Here is a 19,309-nt window from a genome sequence, read left to right as displayed (position 1 = left end):
ATAATCGGGCGATTTTAGCCCAAAGCCCTTCGACCATGCTGCTCCACCCGCAGTTCGACCCTGTTGCTTTTTCTCTTGGCCCGCTCTCCGTGCATTGGTACGGGTTGATGTACCTTCTTGCTTTCGCACAGTTCATCGCCCTCGGCCGGCTGCGCATCGCGCAAAAGCTTGCCCCGGTCAATGCCGAACAGCTCGATGACCTCTTGTTTTACGGCGTACTCGGCGTCATTCTCGGCGGCCGCCTCGGGCAGGTGTTATTTTATGAACCGGCCTATTATTTCGCCCACCCGCTCGAGATTCTCGCCGTCTGGAAAGGCGGCATGAGCTTTCACGGTGGCTTTCTTGGCGTGCTTGTCGCCATGGCGCTCTGGGCACATAAAAGCCGCCTACCCTGGCTGAGTATCACCGACTTCATCGCCCCTCTCGTGCCCCTGGGGCTGGCTGCCGGGCGTATCGGCAACTTCATCAATGGTGAGCTATGGGGGCGACTGGCCAACCCTAGCCTGCCCTGGGCCATGGTTTTTCCACAATCCGGAAGCCTGGAACCCCGCCACCCCTCGCAGCTTTACCACGTCGGCCTGGAGGGTATTTTGCTTTTTGTTTTTCTGTGGTGGTGGAGCGCCCGCGCGCGGCCACGCGGTGCAATTTCTGGCTTATTTCTCATCGGTTACGGTCTGTGCCGTTTCATCACGGAATTTTTCCGCGAACCGGATAGCGGGATTTTTGGCCAGTCTTACCTCGTCAGCATGGGGCAATGGCTGTCTTTACCGATGATCCTGTTGGGCATTTTTTTGTTTGGCAAGACTTGGCGGCAGCGCTAATCATGCACGCGCTTCGTTGCCGACATTGAGCAAATCGTTGAGTACCGCAGCGCCGCGCGAGGACACAAACCAGTGCAGCACATTTTTGTCGTTGATGCGGGTCTCGATCACCCCCTGCGCCTTCATGACCGTCAGGCGCTGACTGACGAATTCGCGCTGCAAACCGGTGCGCTCGCACAGCGCGGCCAAATTGCCATAGACGAAACGCTCTTCGGCCAGGGCGCGCAAAATTTCCACGTCGTTGTAGGATAAAACCTCGCGCGGATCAGGTTCGGCGGGTTTTTGTGCTTCTTTCTGCGCCTCGATTTCTGCTTTCTGCGCCGCCAACACCAAGGCTTCATCGCGCTTCTGGCGCAACTGGCCGACATCACGGCGCACCTGCTCCATCTGCCCCAGAAGGCGTAGCGCCAGATTCTCGAACAGGCGGCGCGAGGCGACGACGTAAATCAGGCAGAAACCGGCAAAAACATAAAAATCCACCGGCTTGGTGCGCGCGCCTTCGAGCAGGGTGCTGGAGATCATGTTGAGAAAAAGCGGCACGGTAAACGCCGCCACCATGCCGAATACCGGGTATTTGATCCAGTCGCGCCCGCCGCCCTCGCCCTGTCGCTCGGCAAGAAAATAATTGGCTGCGCCGCCTAAAACCCCGGCCAGCACCATGATCGCCAGGATCAGCAGCATATGGCCATCGAGACCGCCGTTTGGCGCATTGAACTGAAACGTGCTTTGCAAATCGCCCGACATCATCCGCCCCCGATTAAATTTGTCGCATTGTCACATATTTACAGTCTTTTACGTTTCACTGTTTTGTTGAAACCGGTGGTATTTCACCGTTTTTCAGCGCCAGCCAGCCGCGCAAGACACGGTAAGCCACCCAGATGCCGAGGATGAAGATCAACAGCCAGGCCAGCGGAATGCCAATGATCGTAATGATTAAAAGCCCATAGACCACCAACCACAACAAAGTGAACCAGAAGGTACGGATCTGCCAGACGAAGTGGGCATCCAGCCAGGTGCCGCGCACTTCGCTGCGCATCCAGTAATTGAGCACGACGCCGGCAAGCGAGGGGAGGCCGAACACCAGGCCGCCCGCCACGCTGGCGGAAGAAAGAAGCCCAATCACCACGGCGCTTGCATGCAGGCCGTAGATGAGATGCGTGACGTGGATGAGCGAGGTGCGCGGGTTCTGCGTGGCGGGGGTTTGATCGGTCATAAGTCTTCCTTTACGTTGTGCCGGCTTACAGGCCGAGCCTGTCCCACAGATCATCGATGCGCGTCTTCACGGCGGCATCCATGACGATGGGCCGCCCCCATTCGCGGCTGGTTTCGCCCGGCCATTTGTTGGTGGCATCGATTCCCATTTTGGAGCCGAGACCGGCCACCGGCGAAGCAAAATCGAGGTAGTCGATGGGCGTGTTATCGACCAAGGTCGTATCGCGCACCGCATCGAAACGGGTGGTCATGGCCCAGACCACCTCCTTCCAGTCGCGGATGTCGATATCGTCATCCACCACGATAATGGTTTTGGTATACATGAACTGGCGCAAAAAACTCCAGATGCCGAACATCACCCGCTTGGCGTGGCCCGGATACTGTTTCCTGATGCTGACGATGGCCATGCGGTAGGAGCAGCCTTCCGGCGGCAGGTAGAAATCGGCAATTTCAGTAAATTGCTTTTGCAGGAGTGGCACGAACACTTCGTTCAAGGCCACGCCCAGCACAGCGGGTTCGTCCGGCGGCTTGCCGGTGTAGGTGCTGTGGTAGATGGGGTTTTTGCGCATGCTGATGCGCTCGACGGTAAATACCGGAAATTCCGCCTGCTCGTTGTAATAGCCGGTGTGGTCGCCATAGGGGCCTTCCAGCGCCGTTTCGCCAGGATGAATGACGCCTTCCAGCACGATTTCAGCACGCGCCGGAACGAGCAGGTCGGAACCGAGGCATTGCGTGAGTTCCGTCTTGCTGCCGCGCAAAAGGCCAGCAAACTGGTATTCGGAGAGCGAATCCGGCACCGGCGTCACCGCGCCGAGGATGGTCGCCGGATCACAACCCAGCACCACCGCCACCGGGAAAGGCTGCCCCGGATGGGCCTGCTGAAAATCCCGGAAATCAAGCGCGCCGCCGCGATGCGCCAGCCAGCGCATGATCAGCTTGTTCGGCCCCAACACCTGCTGACGGTAGATTCCCAGATTCTGGCGCGATTTGAACGGCCCCTGCGTCACCACCAGCCCCCAGGTGATCAGCGGTGCCACATCGCCCGGCCAGCAGTGCTGGATCGGCAAACGGGACAGATCGACCGCCTCGCCTTCCCAAACGATTTCCTGACAGGGCGCGGACGACATTTTTTTCGGCGCCATGTTGAGCACCTGTTTCAGAACCGGCAGCTTCTCCCAGGCATCTTTCAAACCCTTGGGCGGTTCCGGCTCTTTCAGATAAGCGAGCAGTTTGCCCACTTCGCGCAGCGCCTGCACCGATTCCTCGCCCATGCCCAGCGCCACCCGGCGCGGCGTGCCGAACAGGTTGGTGAGCACCGGCATTTCGGCTTGTTTCCCCTGCGTGTGTGCCTGCTCGAACAGCAGCGCGGGGCCGCCTGAACGCAATACGCGGTCGCCAATTTCCGTCATTTCCAGGTGGGTATCTACTGGCGCGGCAATGCGCTTCAGTTCGCCCAGATGCTCCAGTTGCGACATGAAGTCGCGCAGATCGTGATATTTCATCGCAGAAAGTAATCCAGAGCGATGCCGGCAAAGATCGCCGCGCCCACCCAGTTGTTATGGCGAAAGGCGCGAAAACAAGGCATGCGCTCGCGCCCGCGTATCCAGAAATAGTGCTGCCCCATCATCAGCGCTGCAAGGAACAAGCCCGCATAGAATGCCAAACCCAGGCCATAGTGAGCGCCAACCCACGCAATGATGCCCAAAGTTAGCGCATAGCACAGCATCACCGCCGCGACATCGAAGCGGCCAAAGGTGATGGCCGAGGTCTTGATACCGATTTTCAGGTCATCGTCCCTATCGACCATCGCATATTCGGTGTCATAAGCCACCGCCCAGAACACATTGGCCAGCAGCAGCCACCAGGCCGGCGCGAGCACCTGATCGAGTTGCGCGGCGTAAGCCATGGGAATACCAAAACCGAAGGCGATGCCCAGATAAGCCTGCGGAATGGCAAAAAAACGTTTGGTAAAGGGATAGCTCGCCGCCAGAAAAAGCGCCGCGAAGGACAGCCAGATCACCAACGGTTTACGCAGCAACAAGACGAGCGCAAAACTGGCCAGACACAGCAGCGCGAACAAAATGAGCGCCTCCCGACTGCTCACCCGGCCCGCCGTGAGCGGTCGCTCTTTGGTGCGCTCGACGTGTTTGTCAAAATCGCGGTCGGCAAAATCGTTGATCACGCAACCCGCCGAACGCATCAGCAGCGTGCCCAGCGCAAACACCCAGACCAGCACCCAATCTGGCTGTCCGGCGGCGGACAGCCACAAGGCCCACAGCGTCGGCCAGAGCAGGAGCAGCGTGCCGATGGGCTTGTCGAGCCGCATCAGCTTTTCGTACAGATCGAGTTTTTCGCGGATCAGATGCAGGGTGAGCACGGGAAGCAGAGGGGGTTATGACGCACAGAACAACGCGCGCGGTTTAACGAACGAGCCAACGAACAAACAAACAGATGGGATGGCATTGTATAACGCCTCGCAAACACGCCTTCCTCAAGAGCCCACCGGCGGCGATTGGCGATAAAGTTCGGCGTAATCCTCGGGCGGTGGCGGTGGCGGCAAGGGCGGCTGCCAGAGCGGCAAAACCACATGCGCCAAGGTGCCGCGCTCACGCGCCCGCGGCATCAGACGCGCCCGCCCTTGGTGCTGACTGGCGATTTCCTGCACGATAGGCAAGCCGAGTCCACTCCCCTCACCGGCCGCATCATCGACCCGATAAAAACGCTCGAATACGCGCTCGGCCTGCTCCGGCGAAATGCCAATACCGTTATCTTCGACTTCGAGAAACACCGAATGCTCGGTGGCCAATACGCGGCAAGTCACCTGACCGCCGTCCGGCGTGTAATGCAGGGCGTTGTCGAGCAGGTTTTTCAGCAATTCCTGCAGCAAAAAAGCATTGCCCATGACCATGGCCGCACCCGGTGCTTCGTAACCCAAATCGATATTTCTCTGCAAGGCGCGCATCACCCAATCTTCTACCACCGTGCGCGCCAGCACGGCCAGATCGAGCGGCGCATGCGGCAAGCTGTTGTCCTGCGCCTCGGTACGCGCCAGGGTCAACAACTGATTGACGAGACGCCCGGCGCGGTCCACTCCGGTGGCAATCTGGCGCAAAGCGTGGCGCAAGGCGGCCGGATCGTTTTCCCGGCTGGCCAGCTGCGCCTGGGTTTTCAGGCCGGTGAGCGGGGTGCGCAGCTGATGCGCGGCATCGGCGACAAAACGCTGCTGCACGGCGACGTTATTTTGCATCCGCTCCAGCATGGCATTAAAGGCATCGACCAATGGGTCCAGTTCTTCCGGCACCCGGCGCGTGGCGATCGGCGAAAGATCGGCCGGATCGCGCTTTTCTATGGTTTGGCGCAAGCGGTGCAAGGGGCGCAAACCGCGCGACAAACCAAACCACACCAGCATCACCGCCAGCGGAATGATCACAAACTGCGGCAGGATCACACTCGCCACGATGCGGTTGGCAAGCTGCGTGCGCTTTTCGGTGGTTTCCGCCACCTGTATCAACAAACTCGGTCCGCCCGCAGTCTGGCGATAGGCGGCATAAGCGATACGAATGTCCTGACCTTTGTATTCTTCATCGCGCAGCTGAATTTCGCCTAGCGGCAAATGTTCTATCTGCTGCGCACTCAAACTGGGCAAATCGGTATCCCCGAGCAACTTCGCCTTAGCGTGCGCAGCGGGCGATGCCTGGATCAAAAAATAAACATTATCGAGCTCATCCGAGCGCAGCATGGCCTGCGCTGAATTCGGCAAACGCAAGCCCTGCTTCGCCCCCGGCCAATCCACCTGGCGGCTCAAGGCCGTCACCTGCTCACGCAAGGCCTGATCGTAGGGGTAATTGGCGACGCTGTTGGCAAAATAGTGCGTAAAGGCAATGCTCAGCGGCCAGACAAACAGCAGGGGTGCCAACATCCAGTCAAGAATTTCGCCGAACAGCGAGCGCTCACTCTCCGGCGCACCGCTGACCTGCGGCGCGCCCTCAGCCGCGGCAGAAACCGCGCCGGGCGGCGTCTCACTCGCCTTGCGGTCGTTCAAGGCAATACCCCAGACCGCGCACCGTGGCAATTTTTACGCCACCAGCTTCCAGCTTTTTGCGCAGACGATGTACGTAAACCTCGATGGCGTTGTGGCTGACCTCCTCACCCCAACCACACAGGTGATCGACCAGTTGATCCTTGCTCACCAAACGCCCCATGCGCGCCAGCAAAATTTCCAACAGGCCGATTTCACGCGCCGACAGATCGAGCGGCGCACCGCCGATCTGCGTCACCCGCCCGACCGGATCGAAACTCAGGCTGCCGCAGACGATGGCCGGCGAATTGCCGCCCGCCCGCCGGGTCAGGGCGCGCACCCGCGCTTCCAGCTCGGCCAACTCAAAGGGTTTGACCATGTAATCATCGGCCCCTAAATCGAGGCCACGCACGCGATCATGTGTGCCATCGAGTGCGGTCAAAATCAAGACCGGCAAGGTGGAATGGCGCGCGCGCAGACGCTTCAGCACCTCCAACCCGGAAAGCCGAGGCAAGCCCAAATCGAGCACCAACAAATCATAATCATTGGCCAGCAAAGCCGCCTCCGCCGCCTCCCCGTGCGCTGCCCAATCCACGCTGTAACCCGCCTGCCCCAGCGAACGGCTGACGCCGTCAGCAATGATGTCATCGTCTTCCGCTATGAGAATGCGCATAAAACCCCAAGCAAATATTGCTCAAATGTAAGCAGTTTGTAAGCGTTATCGGTTACCCTATGGGGGCTGTTCTCCTTTTATGGTCTTAGGAGTCTGGAGCCCCGGTTCCGACTCGGGGGGATACCTGCATGCCAGGCCCCCCACCGCTTTTTTCTGCCGCAAGTCTAACAAACGCTGCCCGCGGAAATGGCCTTTTCGCCACAGAACACCGTCTTTCACACACAAAAAACCCCGCCGCAGCGGGGTTTTTTGTTTCGGGCAAAGCCGGGAATGATCTCCCGACTTACATACCCATGCCGCCCATACCACCCATACCGCCCATGCCACCCATATCGGGCATGCCAGCAGCCGGCTTGTCTTCGGCCAGTTCAGCCACCATGCACTCGGTGGTGAGCATCAGACCGGCGACGGACGCAGCGTTTTGCAGCGCGGTGCGGGTGACCTTGGTCGGATCGAGCACGCCCATTTCGACCATATCGCCGTACTCGTCGGTAGAGGCGTTGTAACCGTAGTTACCCTTGCCACGCACGACCTTGTCGACCACCACGGAAGCTTCTTCGCCCGCATTGGCGACGATTTCACGCAGCGGCGCTTCGATCGCCTTGAGGATCAGCTTGATACCGGCGTCCTGGTCGTGGTTGTCACCCTTCAGCGTCTTCACCGCAGCGCGAGCGCGCAGCAGGGCGACACCGCCGCCGGGGACGATGCCTTCTTCAACGGCAGCGCGGGTGGCGTGCAGCGCGTCTTCGACACGGGCCTTCTTTTCCTTCATTTCGACTTCGGTAGCCGCACCGACCTTGATCACGGCCACACCGCCGGCCAACTTGGCGACACGCTCTTGCAGCTTCTCGCGGTCGTAGTCGGAGGTAGCTTCCTCGATCTGGATGCGGATCTGCTTGACGCGGGCCTGGATGGAGGCTTCGTCACCAGCGCCGTCGATCAGGGTGGTGTTTTCCTTGCCGATCTCGATGCGCTTGGCCTGACCCAGATCCTTCAGGTCAGCCTTTTCCAGCGACAGGCCGGTTTCTTCGGAGATCACGGTGCCGCCGGTCAGGATGGCGATGTCTTCGAGCATGGCCTTGCGGCGGTCGCCGAAGCCCGGGGCCTTGACGGCAACGGTCTTGAGGATGCCACGGATGTTGTTCACCACCAGCGTGGCCAGCGCTTCGCCGTCCACATCTTCAGCAATGATCAGCAGCGGGCGCGATGCCTTGGCGACTTGTTCGAGCACCGGCAGCAGGTCGCGGATGTTGGAGATCTTCTTGTCGAAGAGCAGCACGAAGGGGTTGTCCAGAATGGCGATCTGCTTTTCCGGATTGTTGATGAAGTAGGGCGACAGGTAGCCGCGGTCGAACTGCATACCTTCGACGACATCGAGTTCGTTGGCCAGCGATTTGCCGTCTTCAACGGTGATGACGCCTTCCTTACCGACCTTTTCCATCGCTTCGGCAATGATGTCGCCGATGGAAGCATCAGAGTTGGCGGAGATCGAACCGACCTGGGCGATTTCCTTGGTCGTGGTGCACGGCTTGGAAATAGCCTTCAGCTCTTCGATGGTAGCGGCGACGGCCTTGTCGATGCCGCGCTTCAAATCCATCGGGTTCATGCCGGCGGCGACATACTTCATGCCTTCGCGGACGATGGCCTGGGCCAGCACGGTGGCGGTGGTGGTGCCGTCACCGGCGATGTCGGAGGTCTTGGAAGCGACTTCCTTGACCATCTGCGCGCCCATGTTGGCGAACTTGTCCTTGAGTTCGATTTCCTTGGCGACGGAAACGCCGTCCTTGGTTACGGTTGGGCCGCCGAACGAACGCTCGAGCACGACGTTGCGGCCTTTCGGGCCAAGCGTGACCTTGACCGCGTCGGCCAGAATGTTGATGCCTTCGACCATGCGGGCGCGGGCGGAATCACCGAATTTGACTTCTTTGGCTGCCATGTAGATAGCTCCTGAAAATTAATCTGTTTGAATGTGCAAAAGTGCAGAAAAGCGGCACAGAAAAGCGGGCCAGAAATTACTTCTGGATCACGCCCATGATGTCTTCTTCGCGCATGACCAGCACTTCCTGGCCATCGACCTTGACCGCCTGGCCAGCGTACTTGCCGAACAGCACCCGGTCGCCGACCTTGACGTCCAGCGCGATCTGCTTGCCGTTGTCGTCGCGCTTACCCGGGCCGACAGCCAGCACCTCACCCTGATCCGGCTTTTCGCCAGCGGAATCAGGGATGACGATACCGGAAGCCGTGGTGCGCTCGGCTTCAACGCGCTTGACGATCACACGGTCGTGCAAAGGACGAATATTCATGGAATGAACTCCTGAAAAAATAAGCAGGGATTACCCTAGGGAAAAATTGGCCCGGCGACTGAATCAAGCACATCGATCGGCAGGCATCTGGCGAAGCGCTGTTAGCACTCAACACCAACGAGTGCTAATGATAGGGGCGAGGCACAGGGATTTCAAGGGGGCAGAAAATTTTTCTCGCGCCCCCCGCCCGCCACCCGAACGATTCATTACGCCAAATCACGCCTGTACCAGCTTCGCGGCAGCGGGGTCGTAGACATAGCCGGTGATGCTGCCACCACGTCGGCTACGACGCCGAGGACATCGACCGCGAAATCGCCGCCGATAACGCGCGTGCCGATGAATTCGAGCTGGTGTTCGACTCCGACCCGCGCCATGACAAACAGCCCATCACGGCGGATTCAAAACCGCCAGATGCCCCGGACGTCACGAGCGCTTGAGGTCGCGGTAAAAATTCTCGTGCGGGCCGACCGCCTCCAGATAGACCAGCCGCACCGCGTCATCGACGGTGTAGCCCAGCAGATAGAGCTGGCCCTGACTGCGAAATTTGTAGACCAAAAGCTGCGCCAGATCGCCTTTCTTGCGCTCGCCGACGGCCGGATCGGCCGCCACGACCTCGGTGGCGGCATCGACATCCACCGCCACGTTGTCGTGCAGCTTCTTGTAGGCACGGGAGAAGCGCCGGGTTTGCTGCAGGCCGTAGCTCATGCGCGGCCGGGCTTTTGTGCAGAGCGTGGCACGAAGGGTGTGGCCTCACTGCGCGGCTCGGAGAGCGAAGCCAGTGCTTCGGTGATGAAGCTCACCGGCAGGTCGGGGTTGTCCAGGGCGGCGCGGCCGACCTTGGCCCAGTACTCGATCTGCCCAGCGATGGTGCGGTGCTCGCTCACGGCCTCGGAGCGTGCCTGGTCGTACAGGGTCTGGTCGATGCGAATGGATGTCGATGTGCTCATGGCGGCCTCCGAACGGGCAAAACACGTAACGCAATCACTTTACCACAAATGTGGTAAATCTTCCAAGGAACCCACTCATGCTGCTTCCCCATCTGGCGTCGCGCCTCTACGGCACGTCGCTAGCGCACGCCGCCGTTTTACTCGGCCAAGCGCCGCAAGCGCCAGGTAATCAGGATGACGACCACGCCGCAAGCGAGCATCGCGCCGATTACCCCCGGCCATGCGGCGTGGTTCCAGGCCCAGCCGCTGGCGGTGCCGATCACGCTGCCGCCCAGGTAATAGCTGGAAAGATAAAGCGCCGCCACCAGGCCTCGGCGCGTGCCGGCCCGGTGACTGACCCAGGCGCTGGCGGCAGAATGCACGGCAAAAAATCCGAAGGTAAACAAGGCCAGTCCCAGCACGATGCCCGGCAGGGGGGCGACCAGGGTGGCGGCAATCCCGCAAGTCATCAGCAGCGCCATGCGCAGCATGATTTTTTGCCGCCCGTGGCGTGCCGTCTGCCGCCCCGCCCAGGCCGAGGCGTAACTGCCCAGTGCATAAAGCAAAAAAATACCGCCAATGAGCGCCGGTGCCAGTTCGTAAGGCGGCAGGCTCAGGTGAAAAGGCAGGTAGTTATATAAGCCGACCAAACAGCCCATGCCGACAAAAGCCACGCAAAACAACCAGGGCAGACCGGCATCGGCATAAATTTTGCGCACATCGGCCCACAAAGCGCGTGGCTGCAAACTGCGCGCCTGAAAATGTTGCGCCGGGGGCAGCAGTTTCCAGAAAACAAAAGCGCTCAACAGCCCCAGCAAACCCAAGGCCAGCAAACCCGCCCGCCACGAATCGAAAGCGTCGCTCACCGCTGCCGACAGCAAACGCCCGGCCATGCCGCCCAAGGCATTGCCGCCGATATACAAACCAATCGCCCGCGCCCGCTGCCCGGCCGGCAACTCTTCGCTCAAATGCGCCATGGCCGCAGCCGGCACGCTGGCAATGCAGGCGCCCAGCGCCGCCCGCGTCGCCACCAGGGTATAGAAATCCGGCGCCCAGGCCGACAATAGCGCGCAAACTGCCGCACCAAACAAGCCGGCATGCATCATTTTTTCGCGCCCATGCCGATCCGCGATCAGGCTCAAGGGAATCAGCAAAACCGCCATCAACCCCGTGCCCGCCGTCACGCTCAGGCTGACGGTGGCCGCCGATACGGCAAAGGTCTGGGAAAGCTGCGGCAGCAAGGGCTGCGTGCCATAAAGCAACAAAAAACACGCCAAACCCGCCAAGGAAACCGCCAGGGTAATGCGGCGTTCATCGACTGTAGGCGTCATCGAGGGCATGGTGCGCAGAGAAAAATAAAATCCTATTACACCCGCCTGCCTTGCTCAGGACAATCCGTAGTGACCGCAGGGGCGAAGAACCCTCAAGCCAAACCCTTCGCCCCCCCCAGGCGGCCACTCCGGAAAACAGCATTGAACGCGGATTGACGCGGATTGGCGCGGAGCAAATCAAATCGCACGAATAAACCCCCGAGCAAACGCCTTTGATCCGCGTTCCTCCGCGTTTATCCGCCGAATCCGCGTTGAAAAAGTTTCAGAACAAAGCCAAACCCTTCGAACTAACCCCAGGCGGCTACTTCGGAAAACGGCAATGAACGCGGATTGACGCGGATTGGCGCGGAGCAAATCGAATCGCACGAATAAACCCCCGAGCAAACGCCTTTGATCCGCGTTCCTCCGCGTTTATCCGCCGAATCCGCGTTGAAGAAGTTCTGAATCGACAAACAAGACGTTCCCGCTCAACGTCGCCCGCCCAGAATCGAGCCCAGGACGCCGCGCAGAATTTGCCGGCCGAGCTCGCGTCCGACCGTGCCGGCAACACTGCGGGCGGCGCTTTTGGCGGCGGCTTCGATGACGCCTTCGCGTTTGCCGCCGCGCGGGCCGGTGCTGCCACCGAGCAGATCGCCCAGACCGCCGAACAGGCCACCGCCGCTGTCTGCCGGTGCGTTCTCCGGGGCGGGTTCCGGTGCAGGTACCGGGCGCGCCGGCACGCTGCCTGGCGTAGCCGGGGCCGGAATCGCGCCCGGCGCACGCATTTTTTGCGTTTGTGCCGGCGCGCCACGCAAAATTTCGTAGGCCGACTCACGATCTATGCTTTCTTGATAACGCGCCTGCAAGCCACTGGCTGCCAGACAGGCCTGACGTTCCTCGGCTGTCAATGGCCCCAGACGAGAAGCCGGCGGAAAGATGAAGGCGCGCTCGACCACCGCCGGACGCCCTTTTTCATCGAGAAAAGAAACCAGGGCTTCGCCCACACCCAATTCGGTAATGGCTTCGGCGGCGTCAAATTTCGGGTTGGCACGCATGGTTTGCGCCGCCGACTGCACCGCTTTCTGATCACGCGGCGTAAAAGCGCGCAGGGCGTGCTGCACACGGTTACCCAGCTGACCGAGGATTTTCTCCGGCACATCGAGCGGATTTTGCGTCACAAAAAAGACGCCGACACCCTTGGAACGAATCAGCCGCACCACCTGTTCGACCTTATCGACCAAAGCCGCGGGCGCATCACTGAACAAGAGATGGGCTTCATCAAAGAAAAAGACCAGCTTGGGCTGATCGAGATCCCCCGCTTCCGGCAACTGTTCGAACAGTTCCGCCAGCAGCCAGAGAAGAAAAGTCGAATAGAGCACCGGGGCATTGATCAATTTTTCTGCCGACAGCACATTGATTACCCCGCGCCCATTGCTATCGACCTGCATCAAGTCCTTGATGTCGAGCATCGGCTCGCCGAAGAAGACATCACCGCCCTGCTCGCCCAAAGTCAGCAAACCGCGCTGAATGGCCCCGATCGAAGCGGTGGACACATTGCCGTACTCCGTCTTGAACTGCGCCGCATTGTCGCCAACGTACTGCACCATGGCACGCAGGTCTTTCAAATCGAGCAGCAGCAAACCCTGGTCGTCGGCGATTTTGAATACCAGTTGCAAAACGCCAGTCTGCGTCTCGTTCAAACCCAGCAGACGCGCCAGCAAAAGCGGGCCCATGTCGGAAATCGTCGCCCGCACCGGAATGCCGTTCTCGCCGAACACATCCCAGAAAGCCGTGGTATTGGCGTAATTGCTATAACCTTCCAAACCCAGTTCATCGATGCGTTTTTGCAGTTTTGGCGACACCGTTCCCGCCGCGCCCATACCCGACAAATCGCCTTTCACATCCGCCATGAAAACCGGCACGCCAATATAAGACAAACGCTCAGCCAAGGTTTGCAAGGTCACCGTTTTGCCGGTGCCGGTCGCCCCGGTAATCAGGCCATGGCGATTGGCCATTTGCGGCAGCAAGGCCGGGTAACCGTCGGCAGATTTGGCAAGATGGAGCGGTGCGGTCATGGCTTCAATTCCAGTGGGGTTAGAAAGCGGAGAATTCTAACAACCCTCCCGCCTGGGCTGGGTGAAAGAATGTAGCCCGCAAACTGCCGCAGCCGCGCTATTTCTGCCACAATTTCGCCACACTGCACGCCCATCCCAAAAAACACCGGAACGTAGCCCGCCGGATAACCGCAAAGTGAGCCCTGCCATGTTTTTTTCACGCCACCAGGAAGCCCAGCGCCGCGCCGACAATGAAATCGCGGCGCTACACAGGCAAAACAGCGAGCTCAGCGAACAACTCGCCCGCCTGAGCAGCGAAAAAGAAAGCCTGCAACAACAGCTCTCGGCACTCCAGAACCAGCACATCGCGATTACCGGCATCGCAAACAATCTGGGCAGCTTTGGCACCTCGCTCGATGCTGTCGCAGATTCTTTCAGCGGCCTTGCCGCACGCTTGCAGGAAGAAAAAACTGCTACCGCCACCGTGGCTGGCGAAGCGCAGAGCACACACCACACCTTCGGGCAAATCGCCGACAACCTCAAACACATGTTTGCACGCATGCATGAGGCCAGTGGCTCGGTCAATCAACTGGCCGCACGCGCCGGGCAAATCGGCAATATCGTGCAGTTGATCAAAGAAATTGCCGATCAGACCAATTTACTCGCCCTCAATGCCGCCATTGAAGCCGCACGCGCTGGCGAAGCCGGACGCGGCTTTGCGGTCGTTGCCGATGAAGTGCGCAAACTCGCCGAGCGCACCAGTCAGGCCACCAGCGACATTACCGGCCTGGTCGACGGAATCAACCAGGAAACCTCGCAGGCCTGCAGCATCATGGACAGCGGCGCGGGCGAAGCCTCGCGCTACGCCGATGACAGCAACAAGGCCAAAACGCGCATGGATACGCTGTTCAATCTCACCCAGCGCATGGAACGCAGCATTGCCTCGTCGGCCACCTTGTCGAGCGTGGAATTTGCCGCCATTGCCGAATTGGGCTTGAAACTGGAGGTGTACAAAGTTTTTCTCGGTGCCTCACAAACCCGCCCGGAAGACCTTCCGGACGAAACGCAATGTCCTCTGGGGCAGTGGTACTACGGTAACGAAGGCAAAACCCATTTTTCCCGCCTGCCCGGCTATAGCGAACTGGAAAAACCCCACCGCGCCGTGCATGAGCAGGCCAAAACCGCCCTCAGCCATTATTACGCTGGCGACATGGCCGCCGCCGTCGAAGCGCTGGCCGCCATGGAAAAAGCCAACCTCACCGTAATGGACGGCACCCGGCGCATGCTAAATGCCAGCGACCTGCAGCAGAGTTAACGCAGCGCCACCAGCAACTGATTCGCTAGCGGCCTGCAGGGCGGGGTTTCAAACCCGAGTCGGATGTACGATAAAATCCCGGCTTCTTTGTTATTTCACACGGGAAAGCAGTATGGCAGGGCATTCCAAATGGGCCAATATCCAGCACCGCAAAGGCCGGCAAGACGAAAAACGCGGCGCAACCTTTTCCAAAGTCGCCAAGGAAATCACCGTCGCCGCCAAGATGGGCGGGGGTGATGCCGCCTTCAACCCGCGTCTGCGCGTAGCCATCGACAAGGCCAAGGCGGCCAACATGCCCAAGGACAAGATCGACACCGCCATCAAAAAAGGCACCGGCGAGCTGGAAGGGGTGGATTACATCGAGATCCGTTACGAAGGCTATGGCCTGGGCGGTGCGGCGATCATGGTCGACTGCCTGACGGACAACAAAACCCGCACCGTGGCCGAAGTGCGCCACGCCTTTTCCAAGCACGGCGGCAACATGGGCACCGACGGCTGCGTCGCGTTCCAGTTCAAGCACTGCGGGCTGATGATCTTTGCCCCCGGCACCGACGAAGCCGCTCTGATGGATGCCGCCATCGAAGCCGGCGCGGAAGATGTGGCGAGCAATGACGACGGCTCGATCGAAGTGCTGACCGCGCCGACCGAATTCATCGCCGTCAAGGATGCGCTGGAGGCTGCCGGTTTCACCGCCGAACTGGCCGAAGTGACGATGAAACCGGAGGGCGAGAACGTCTTTGCCGGCGATGATGCGATCAAGATGCAGAAGCTGCTCGATGCCCTAGAAAACCTGGACGACGTGCAGGAAATCTACACCACCGCCGTCATCGAAGACTGAACCGGAGTTTTGCCATGAAACTGCACGCCCTGCTCTTATTTGCCGGCCTGAACCTTGTCATGCCCCCCGCCAGCGCGGCTGAATACGCCTGCCCGGAACTGGCCAAAGCCGGGCCGGTCAATGCCTGCCCGAGCGAGGAAGAATTGCGCTATACCTATGTCGGCTATTGCAGCGACAACAGCAAAATCTACGGCAACCAAACCGACAGCTGCCCACGCTACGAAGACTTCCGGGCCATGAAAAACACGGTGCTCTGGGAATCGGCCGACGGCCAGTTCGACGGTTACCTTTCCTGCGATTTAAGCCCGGAAAAACTCAAAGACGTGCGTGCCAGCCGCATGCAGGTGGTGAAGCAAGGCTCGCTGACCAAACTGGTATGCAGTTACCCGCAAAAAATCACCCTGACGCACCGCACCAAAGGCCAATGCACGCTCGCTGACAACCCCGCCTGCGCCGCCGACACCAGCGCCTGCCGCGCCACCTGCGATTAAACCCGGAGGGTGAGCGAACAACGCATCCTTGGCATCGACCCCGGGCTACGCAGCACCGGCTTTGGCATCATCGAACGCCACGGCAAGAACCTGCACTACGTCGCCAGCGGCTGCATCAAATCCAATGCCGATGACGCCTTGCCGGCGCGTATCGCCACCCTGTTTGCCGGCATCAGCGAGGTCGTCAGCACCTATCAGCCGACCCAGGCAGCGGTGGAAATCGTCTTTGTCAACGTCAATCCGCAATCCACCTTGCTGCTTGGCCAAGCACGCGGCGCAGCCATCAGCGCCCTGGTGCACGCCGCCTTGCCGGTTGCCGAATACACCGCCTTGCAAGTCAAACAAGCTGTTGTTGGCCACGGCAAAGCCGCCAAAGAACAGGTGCAGGCGATGGTTGTGCGTCTGCTGGCCCTGCCCGGCACCCCTGGCACCGATGCCGCCGATGCACTGGCCTGCGCCATTTGTCATGCCCATGGCGGCGAAGGTGTTTGCCGTTTGAACGAGCGCCTGACGGGGCAACTGGGGCAGGCCGGCTATCGCATTCGCGGCGGGCGGCTGATAGGATAGCGAACTGTTTGCACATCCAGTAGTGAATTCCCCATGATCGGACGACTGAGCGGCGCGCTCACAGAAAAAAATCCCCCGCAGATCGTGCTCGACGTCAATGGCGTCGGCTACGAACTGGATGTGCCGATGAGCACCTTCTACAACCTGCCGGGAATCGGCGAAAAAATCACCCTGCTCACCCACTTTGCGGTGCGCGATGACGGGCATTTTCTCTACGGCTTTCACAGCGAAGCCGAACGCTTTGCCTTTCGTCAATTACTCAAAGTCTCCGGTATCGGCGCGCGCACGGCGCTGGCCGTGCTCTCCGGTTTGTCGGTGGGCGATTTGGCGGCGGCCGTAGCGCAGCAAGAGCTTGGACGGCTGATCAAAATTCCCGGCATCGGCAAAAAAACTGCCGAACGCTTGCTGCTTGAACTCAAAGGCAAACTCGCCGCAGTCGGCGACATCAAACTCGGGGCCAGCCCCAATGATGCGCGCAGCGATATCAGCCAGGCGCTGCTCGCCCTGGGTTACAACGAAAAAGAAGCTGCCGCCGCCGTGCGTCAGCTGGCCGCCGATCTTTCCACCAGCGAGGGAATCCGGCAGGCACTTAAGTTGCTCTCCAAAGGCTGATGCTGAATCACGACGACCCCCGCAAACTGGCGCAAATTGCGCTGGTGGTGCTGCTCATCGTCGGCTGTATCGCCGTTTTGCTGCCTTTTGTCGGCGCACTGCTCTTTGCTCTGGTGATCTGGCTATGCACGTGGAGCGCCTACCGCGACCACCTCTTGCCCCGCCTGGGTGGCAAACCCCTGCTGGGTGCCAGCCTGATGGTGCTGGCGCTCATCGTCGTTTTTCTTGTGCCGACCATTTTTCTGGCCGGCGCTTTAATCCGCAGTAGCGACGTGCTGGTCAATCATGTGCGCCCCTTGCTGAACAACGGTTTACCTGCCGAACCGCCCGCCTGGTTTGCCCATGTCCCGCTCGTTGCCGATGCGCTGAACAATTTCTGGCACGAAATCGCCGGCAGCCGGGAAGCCTTCAACGCGCTACTCAATCAAGGCCTGGTGCCGGCCCGGCAATTTCTGCTCAAGGCCGGCGCAGTGGCCGCCAATGGTTTGTTACAGCTGGCGCTGGTGTTTTTCGTGGCTTTTTTTCTTTATCGCGACGGGCAGTTTCTCGCCGACGTGCTCTACCAAGGCGCGCGCAAATTGGGCGGCGACCTGGGCGAACATCTGGTCAACAAAGCGCGCGACACGGTGTTTGGCGTCATGCTCGGCATCATCGGCACTGCCATTGCGCAAGCCTCCGTCGCCGTCATCGGATTTTTCATTGCCGGCGCGCCGGCCCCGCTGCTCTTGGGCTTTGCTACGTTTTTCCTTTCCATGGTGCCGGTCGGCCCGCCCATCATCTGGGGCGGTGCGGCGCTATGGCTGTATAGCGAAGGCCAGAGTGGCTGGGCGATTTTCCTCGCGCTCTACGGCCTGATCGTCATCAGCAGCATCGATAATCTGGTCAAACCCATTCTCATCGCACGCGGCGCGGGACTGTCTTTGCTGATCATCGCGCTCGGTGTTTTTGGCGGCGTGCTGATGTTTGGCTTCATCGGCATTTTTCTTGGGCCGGTGCTACTCGCGCTGGGGCAGATGCTCTTGCTGCGCTGGCTGAAAAAGGAACAGCTCGCATGATAGAAACCGACATCCTGGGCGCGCAACGTCTGATTGCGCCGCAAAGTAAATCGGCCCAGGAAGAAGCCCTGGAACGGGCGCTGCGCCCGAAACGCCTGGCCGACTACACCGGGCAGCAGAAAATCCGCGAGCAGTTGGAGATTTTCATCGCCGCGGCCAGAAAACGTAGTGAAGCGCTCGATCATGTTCTGCTCTTTGGCCCGCCCGGCCTGGGCAAAACGACCCTGGCCCACATCGTTGCCGCCGAAATGGGCGTGAACATGCGCCAGACCTCCGGCCCGGTGCTGGAGCGCGCCGGTGATCTGGCCGCCATCCTGACCAATCTCGAGCCGCACGATGTGCTGTTCATCGACGAAATTCACCGCCTGTCGCCGGTGGTCGAGGAAATCCTCTACCCGGCGCTGGAGGATTTCCAGATCGACATCATGATCGGTGAAGGCCCGGCGGCACGCTCGGTCAAGCTCGATCTGCCGCCCTTCACCCTGGTCGGCGCGACCACCCGCGCCGGCATGCTGACCAACCCCTTGCGCGACCGCTTCGGCATCGTCGCCCGCCTGGAGTTTTACAACGCCGAGGAATTGCAGAGCATCGTCAGCCGTTCCGCCAGTCTGCTCAACGCGCCCATCGATCCCGAAGGCGCACTGGAAATCGCCAAACGCTCACGCGGCACCCCGCGCATCGCCAACCGCCTGCTGCGCCGCGTGCGCGACTACGCCGAAGTCAAGGCCGACGGCAGCATTGGCCGCAATATTGCCGACCAGGCGCTGCACATGCTCGACGTCGACCCGGCCGGCCTCGACTTGATGGACCGCAAGCTGCTGTCTGCCGTGATCGACAAGTTCGGCGGCGGCCCGGTCGGTGTGGACAACCTCGCCGCCGCCATTGGTGAGGCGCGCGACACCATCGAGGACGTGCTCGAACCCTACCTCATCCAGCAGGGCTACCTGCAGCGCACCCTGCGCGGACGCATCGCGACGCCGGCCATCTACCGCCATCTCGGCTTACCCGCGCCCAGCAACAGCACGCTCGCCTCGCCTTCCGATCTGCTCAGCGCCCTATAAACAAAAATACTGCGAATCAAAACAAGCCGTTACACAAGATTATTGCAGTGCAA

At 60.1% G+C, this 19,309-nt stretch carries 20 protein-coding genes; 8 read left to right on the top strand and 12 right to left on the bottom strand.

The features are described from left to right. The first annotated feature begins 35 nt into the window (after nt 1-35). Nucleotides 36-821, top strand: coding sequence for a prolipoprotein diacylglyceryl transferase (gene lgt, locus ACM62Q_RS04155; protein ID WP_415033887.1), 786 nt, complete (start codon nt 36-38; stop codon nt 819-821). On the opposite strand, the gene ACM62Q_RS04150 is transcribed toward lgt, so the two are convergent. The 12 genes from ACM62Q_RS04150 to ACM62Q_RS04095 all read right to left on the bottom strand — a co-directional run bounded on the left by ACM62Q_RS04150 (nt 822) and on the right by ACM62Q_RS04095 (nt 13,338). Next, complete coding sequence (locus tag ACM62Q_RS04150; RefSeq protein WP_415033885.1) at nt 822-1,502, bottom strand: YEATS-associated helix-containing protein; 681 nt, start codon at nt 1,500-1,502, stop codon at nt 822-824. A 118-nt stretch (nt 1,503-1,620) separates the two neighbouring features. Then, the gene (locus ACM62Q_RS04145; protein WP_415033883.1) at nt 1,621-2,034 is read right to left on the bottom strand and encodes a DUF4870 family protein; all 414 of its coding nucleotides are present in this window, start codon (nt 2,032-2,034) and stop codon (nt 1,621-1,623) included. 25 nt (nt 2,035-2,059) lie between these two features. Beyond that, nucleotides 2,060-3,535, bottom strand: coding sequence for a 4-hydroxy-3-polyprenylbenzoate decarboxylase (gene ubiD / locus ACM62Q_RS04140; protein WP_415033881.1), 1,476 nt, complete (start codon nt 3,533-3,535; stop codon nt 2,060-2,062). Next, entirely contained in the window at nt 3,532-4,410 is an 879-nt protein-coding gene (gene ubiA / locus ACM62Q_RS04135; protein WP_415033879.1) for a 4-hydroxybenzoate octaprenyltransferase, read from the bottom strand. The genes ubiD and ubiA overlap by 4 nt, the downstream gene beginning before the upstream one ends. Before the next feature lie 114 nt (nt 4,411-4,524). After that, nucleotides 4,525-6,075, bottom strand: coding sequence for a sensor histidine kinase N-terminal domain-containing protein (locus ACM62Q_RS04130; protein ID WP_415033877.1), 1,551 nt, complete (start codon nt 6,073-6,075; stop codon nt 4,525-4,527). Continuing rightward, nucleotides 6,053-6,724 (bottom strand): response regulator, encoded by a 672-nt coding sequence (locus tag ACM62Q_RS04125; protein WP_415033875.1) that lies wholly within the window; start codon nt 6,722-6,724, stop codon nt 6,053-6,055. Before ACM62Q_RS04125 ends, ACM62Q_RS04130 begins: the two co-directional genes overlap by 23 nt. A gap of 283 nt (nt 6,725-7,007) precedes the next feature. Next, nucleotides 7,008-8,660, bottom strand: a complete 1,653-nt coding sequence (gene groL / locus ACM62Q_RS04120) for a chaperonin GroEL (RefSeq protein WP_415033873.1) — start codon at nt 8,658-8,660, stop codon at nt 7,008-7,010. A gap of 76 nt (nt 8,661-8,736) precedes the next feature. Continuing rightward, nucleotides 8,737-9,027 carry a co-chaperone GroES gene (gene groES / locus ACM62Q_RS04115; protein WP_415033871.1) on the bottom strand — a complete coding sequence of 97 codons (291 nt, stop codon included), beginning with the start codon at nt 9,025-9,027 and terminating at the stop codon, nt 8,737-8,739. Between the two features lie 423 nt (nt 9,028-9,450). Beyond that, nucleotides 9,451-9,732 (bottom strand): type II toxin-antitoxin system RelE/ParE family toxin, encoded by a 282-nt coding sequence (locus tag ACM62Q_RS04110; protein ID WP_415033869.1) that lies wholly within the window; start codon nt 9,730-9,732, stop codon nt 9,451-9,453. Further along, nucleotides 9,729-9,974 (bottom strand): ParD-like family protein, encoded by a 246-nt coding sequence (locus ACM62Q_RS04105; protein WP_415033867.1) that lies wholly within the window; start codon nt 9,972-9,974, stop codon nt 9,729-9,731. The genes ACM62Q_RS04110 and ACM62Q_RS04105 overlap by 4 nt, the downstream gene beginning before the upstream one ends. Before the next feature lie 137 nt (nt 9,975-10,111). Further along, on the bottom strand, nt 10,112-11,284 hold the full coding sequence (locus ACM62Q_RS04100) for an MFS transporter (RefSeq protein ID WP_415033865.1): 1,173 nt from the start codon (nt 11,282-11,284) through the stop codon (nt 10,112-10,114). Nucleotides 11,285-11,751: 467 nt separating this feature from the next. Beyond that, nucleotides 11,752-13,338, bottom strand: a complete 1,587-nt coding sequence (locus ACM62Q_RS04095; protein WP_415033863.1) for a helicase HerA-like domain-containing protein — start codon at nt 13,336-13,338, stop codon at nt 11,752-11,754. A gap of 187 nt (nt 13,339-13,525) precedes the next feature. Between ACM62Q_RS04095 and ACM62Q_RS04090 the strand changes: the two genes are divergently transcribed. The 7 genes from ACM62Q_RS04090 to ruvB all read left to right on the top strand — a co-directional run bounded on the left by ACM62Q_RS04090 (nt 13,526) and on the right by ruvB (nt 19,256). Continuing rightward, nucleotides 13,526-14,632, top strand: a complete 1,107-nt coding sequence (locus ACM62Q_RS04090; RefSeq protein ID WP_415033861.1) for a methyl-accepting chemotaxis protein — start codon at nt 13,526-13,528, stop codon at nt 14,630-14,632. 112 nt (nt 14,633-14,744) lie between these two features. Beyond that, nucleotides 14,745-15,470 carry a YebC/PmpR family DNA-binding transcriptional regulator gene (locus ACM62Q_RS04085; RefSeq protein ID WP_415033859.1) on the top strand — a complete coding sequence of 242 codons (726 nt, stop codon included), beginning with the start codon at nt 14,745-14,747 and terminating at the stop codon, nt 15,468-15,470. Nucleotides 15,471-15,484: 14 nt separating this feature from the next. Next, nucleotides 15,485-15,961 (top strand): hypothetical protein, encoded by a 477-nt coding sequence (locus ACM62Q_RS04080; protein WP_415033857.1) that lies wholly within the window; start codon nt 15,485-15,487, stop codon nt 15,959-15,961. Between the two features lie 9 nt (nt 15,962-15,970). After that, a complete protein-coding gene (gene ruvC, locus ACM62Q_RS04075; protein WP_415033855.1) occupies nt 15,971-16,528 on the top strand; it encodes a crossover junction endodeoxyribonuclease RuvC in 558 nt (185 codons plus the stop codon). Nucleotides 16,529-16,561: 33 nt separating this feature from the next. Continuing rightward, nucleotides 16,562-17,140, top strand: a complete 579-nt coding sequence (ruvA, locus tag ACM62Q_RS04070; RefSeq protein WP_415033853.1) for a Holliday junction branch migration protein RuvA — start codon at nt 16,562-16,564, stop codon at nt 17,138-17,140. Continuing rightward, on the top strand, nt 17,140-18,195 hold the full coding sequence (locus ACM62Q_RS04065; RefSeq protein ID WP_415033851.1) for an AI-2E family transporter: 1,056 nt from the start codon (nt 17,140-17,142) through the stop codon (nt 18,193-18,195). The genes ruvA and ACM62Q_RS04065 overlap by 1 nt, the downstream gene beginning before the upstream one ends. Further along, the gene (gene ruvB, locus ACM62Q_RS04060) at nt 18,192-19,256 is read left to right on the top strand and encodes a Holliday junction branch migration DNA helicase RuvB (RefSeq protein WP_415033849.1); all 1,065 of its coding nucleotides are present in this window, start codon (nt 18,192-18,194) and stop codon (nt 19,254-19,256) included. The genes ACM62Q_RS04065 and ruvB overlap by 4 nt, the downstream gene beginning before the upstream one ends. Nucleotides 19,257-19,309 lie beyond the last annotated feature (53 nt).

This window comes from Azonexus sp., assembly GCF_047638095.1.
Classification (GTDB): domain Bacteria; phylum Pseudomonadota; class Gammaproteobacteria; order Burkholderiales; family Rhodocyclaceae; genus Azonexus.
Note: the sequence above shows the minus strand (reverse complement) of the source record. Positions and strands in the feature narration are given on the sequence as shown.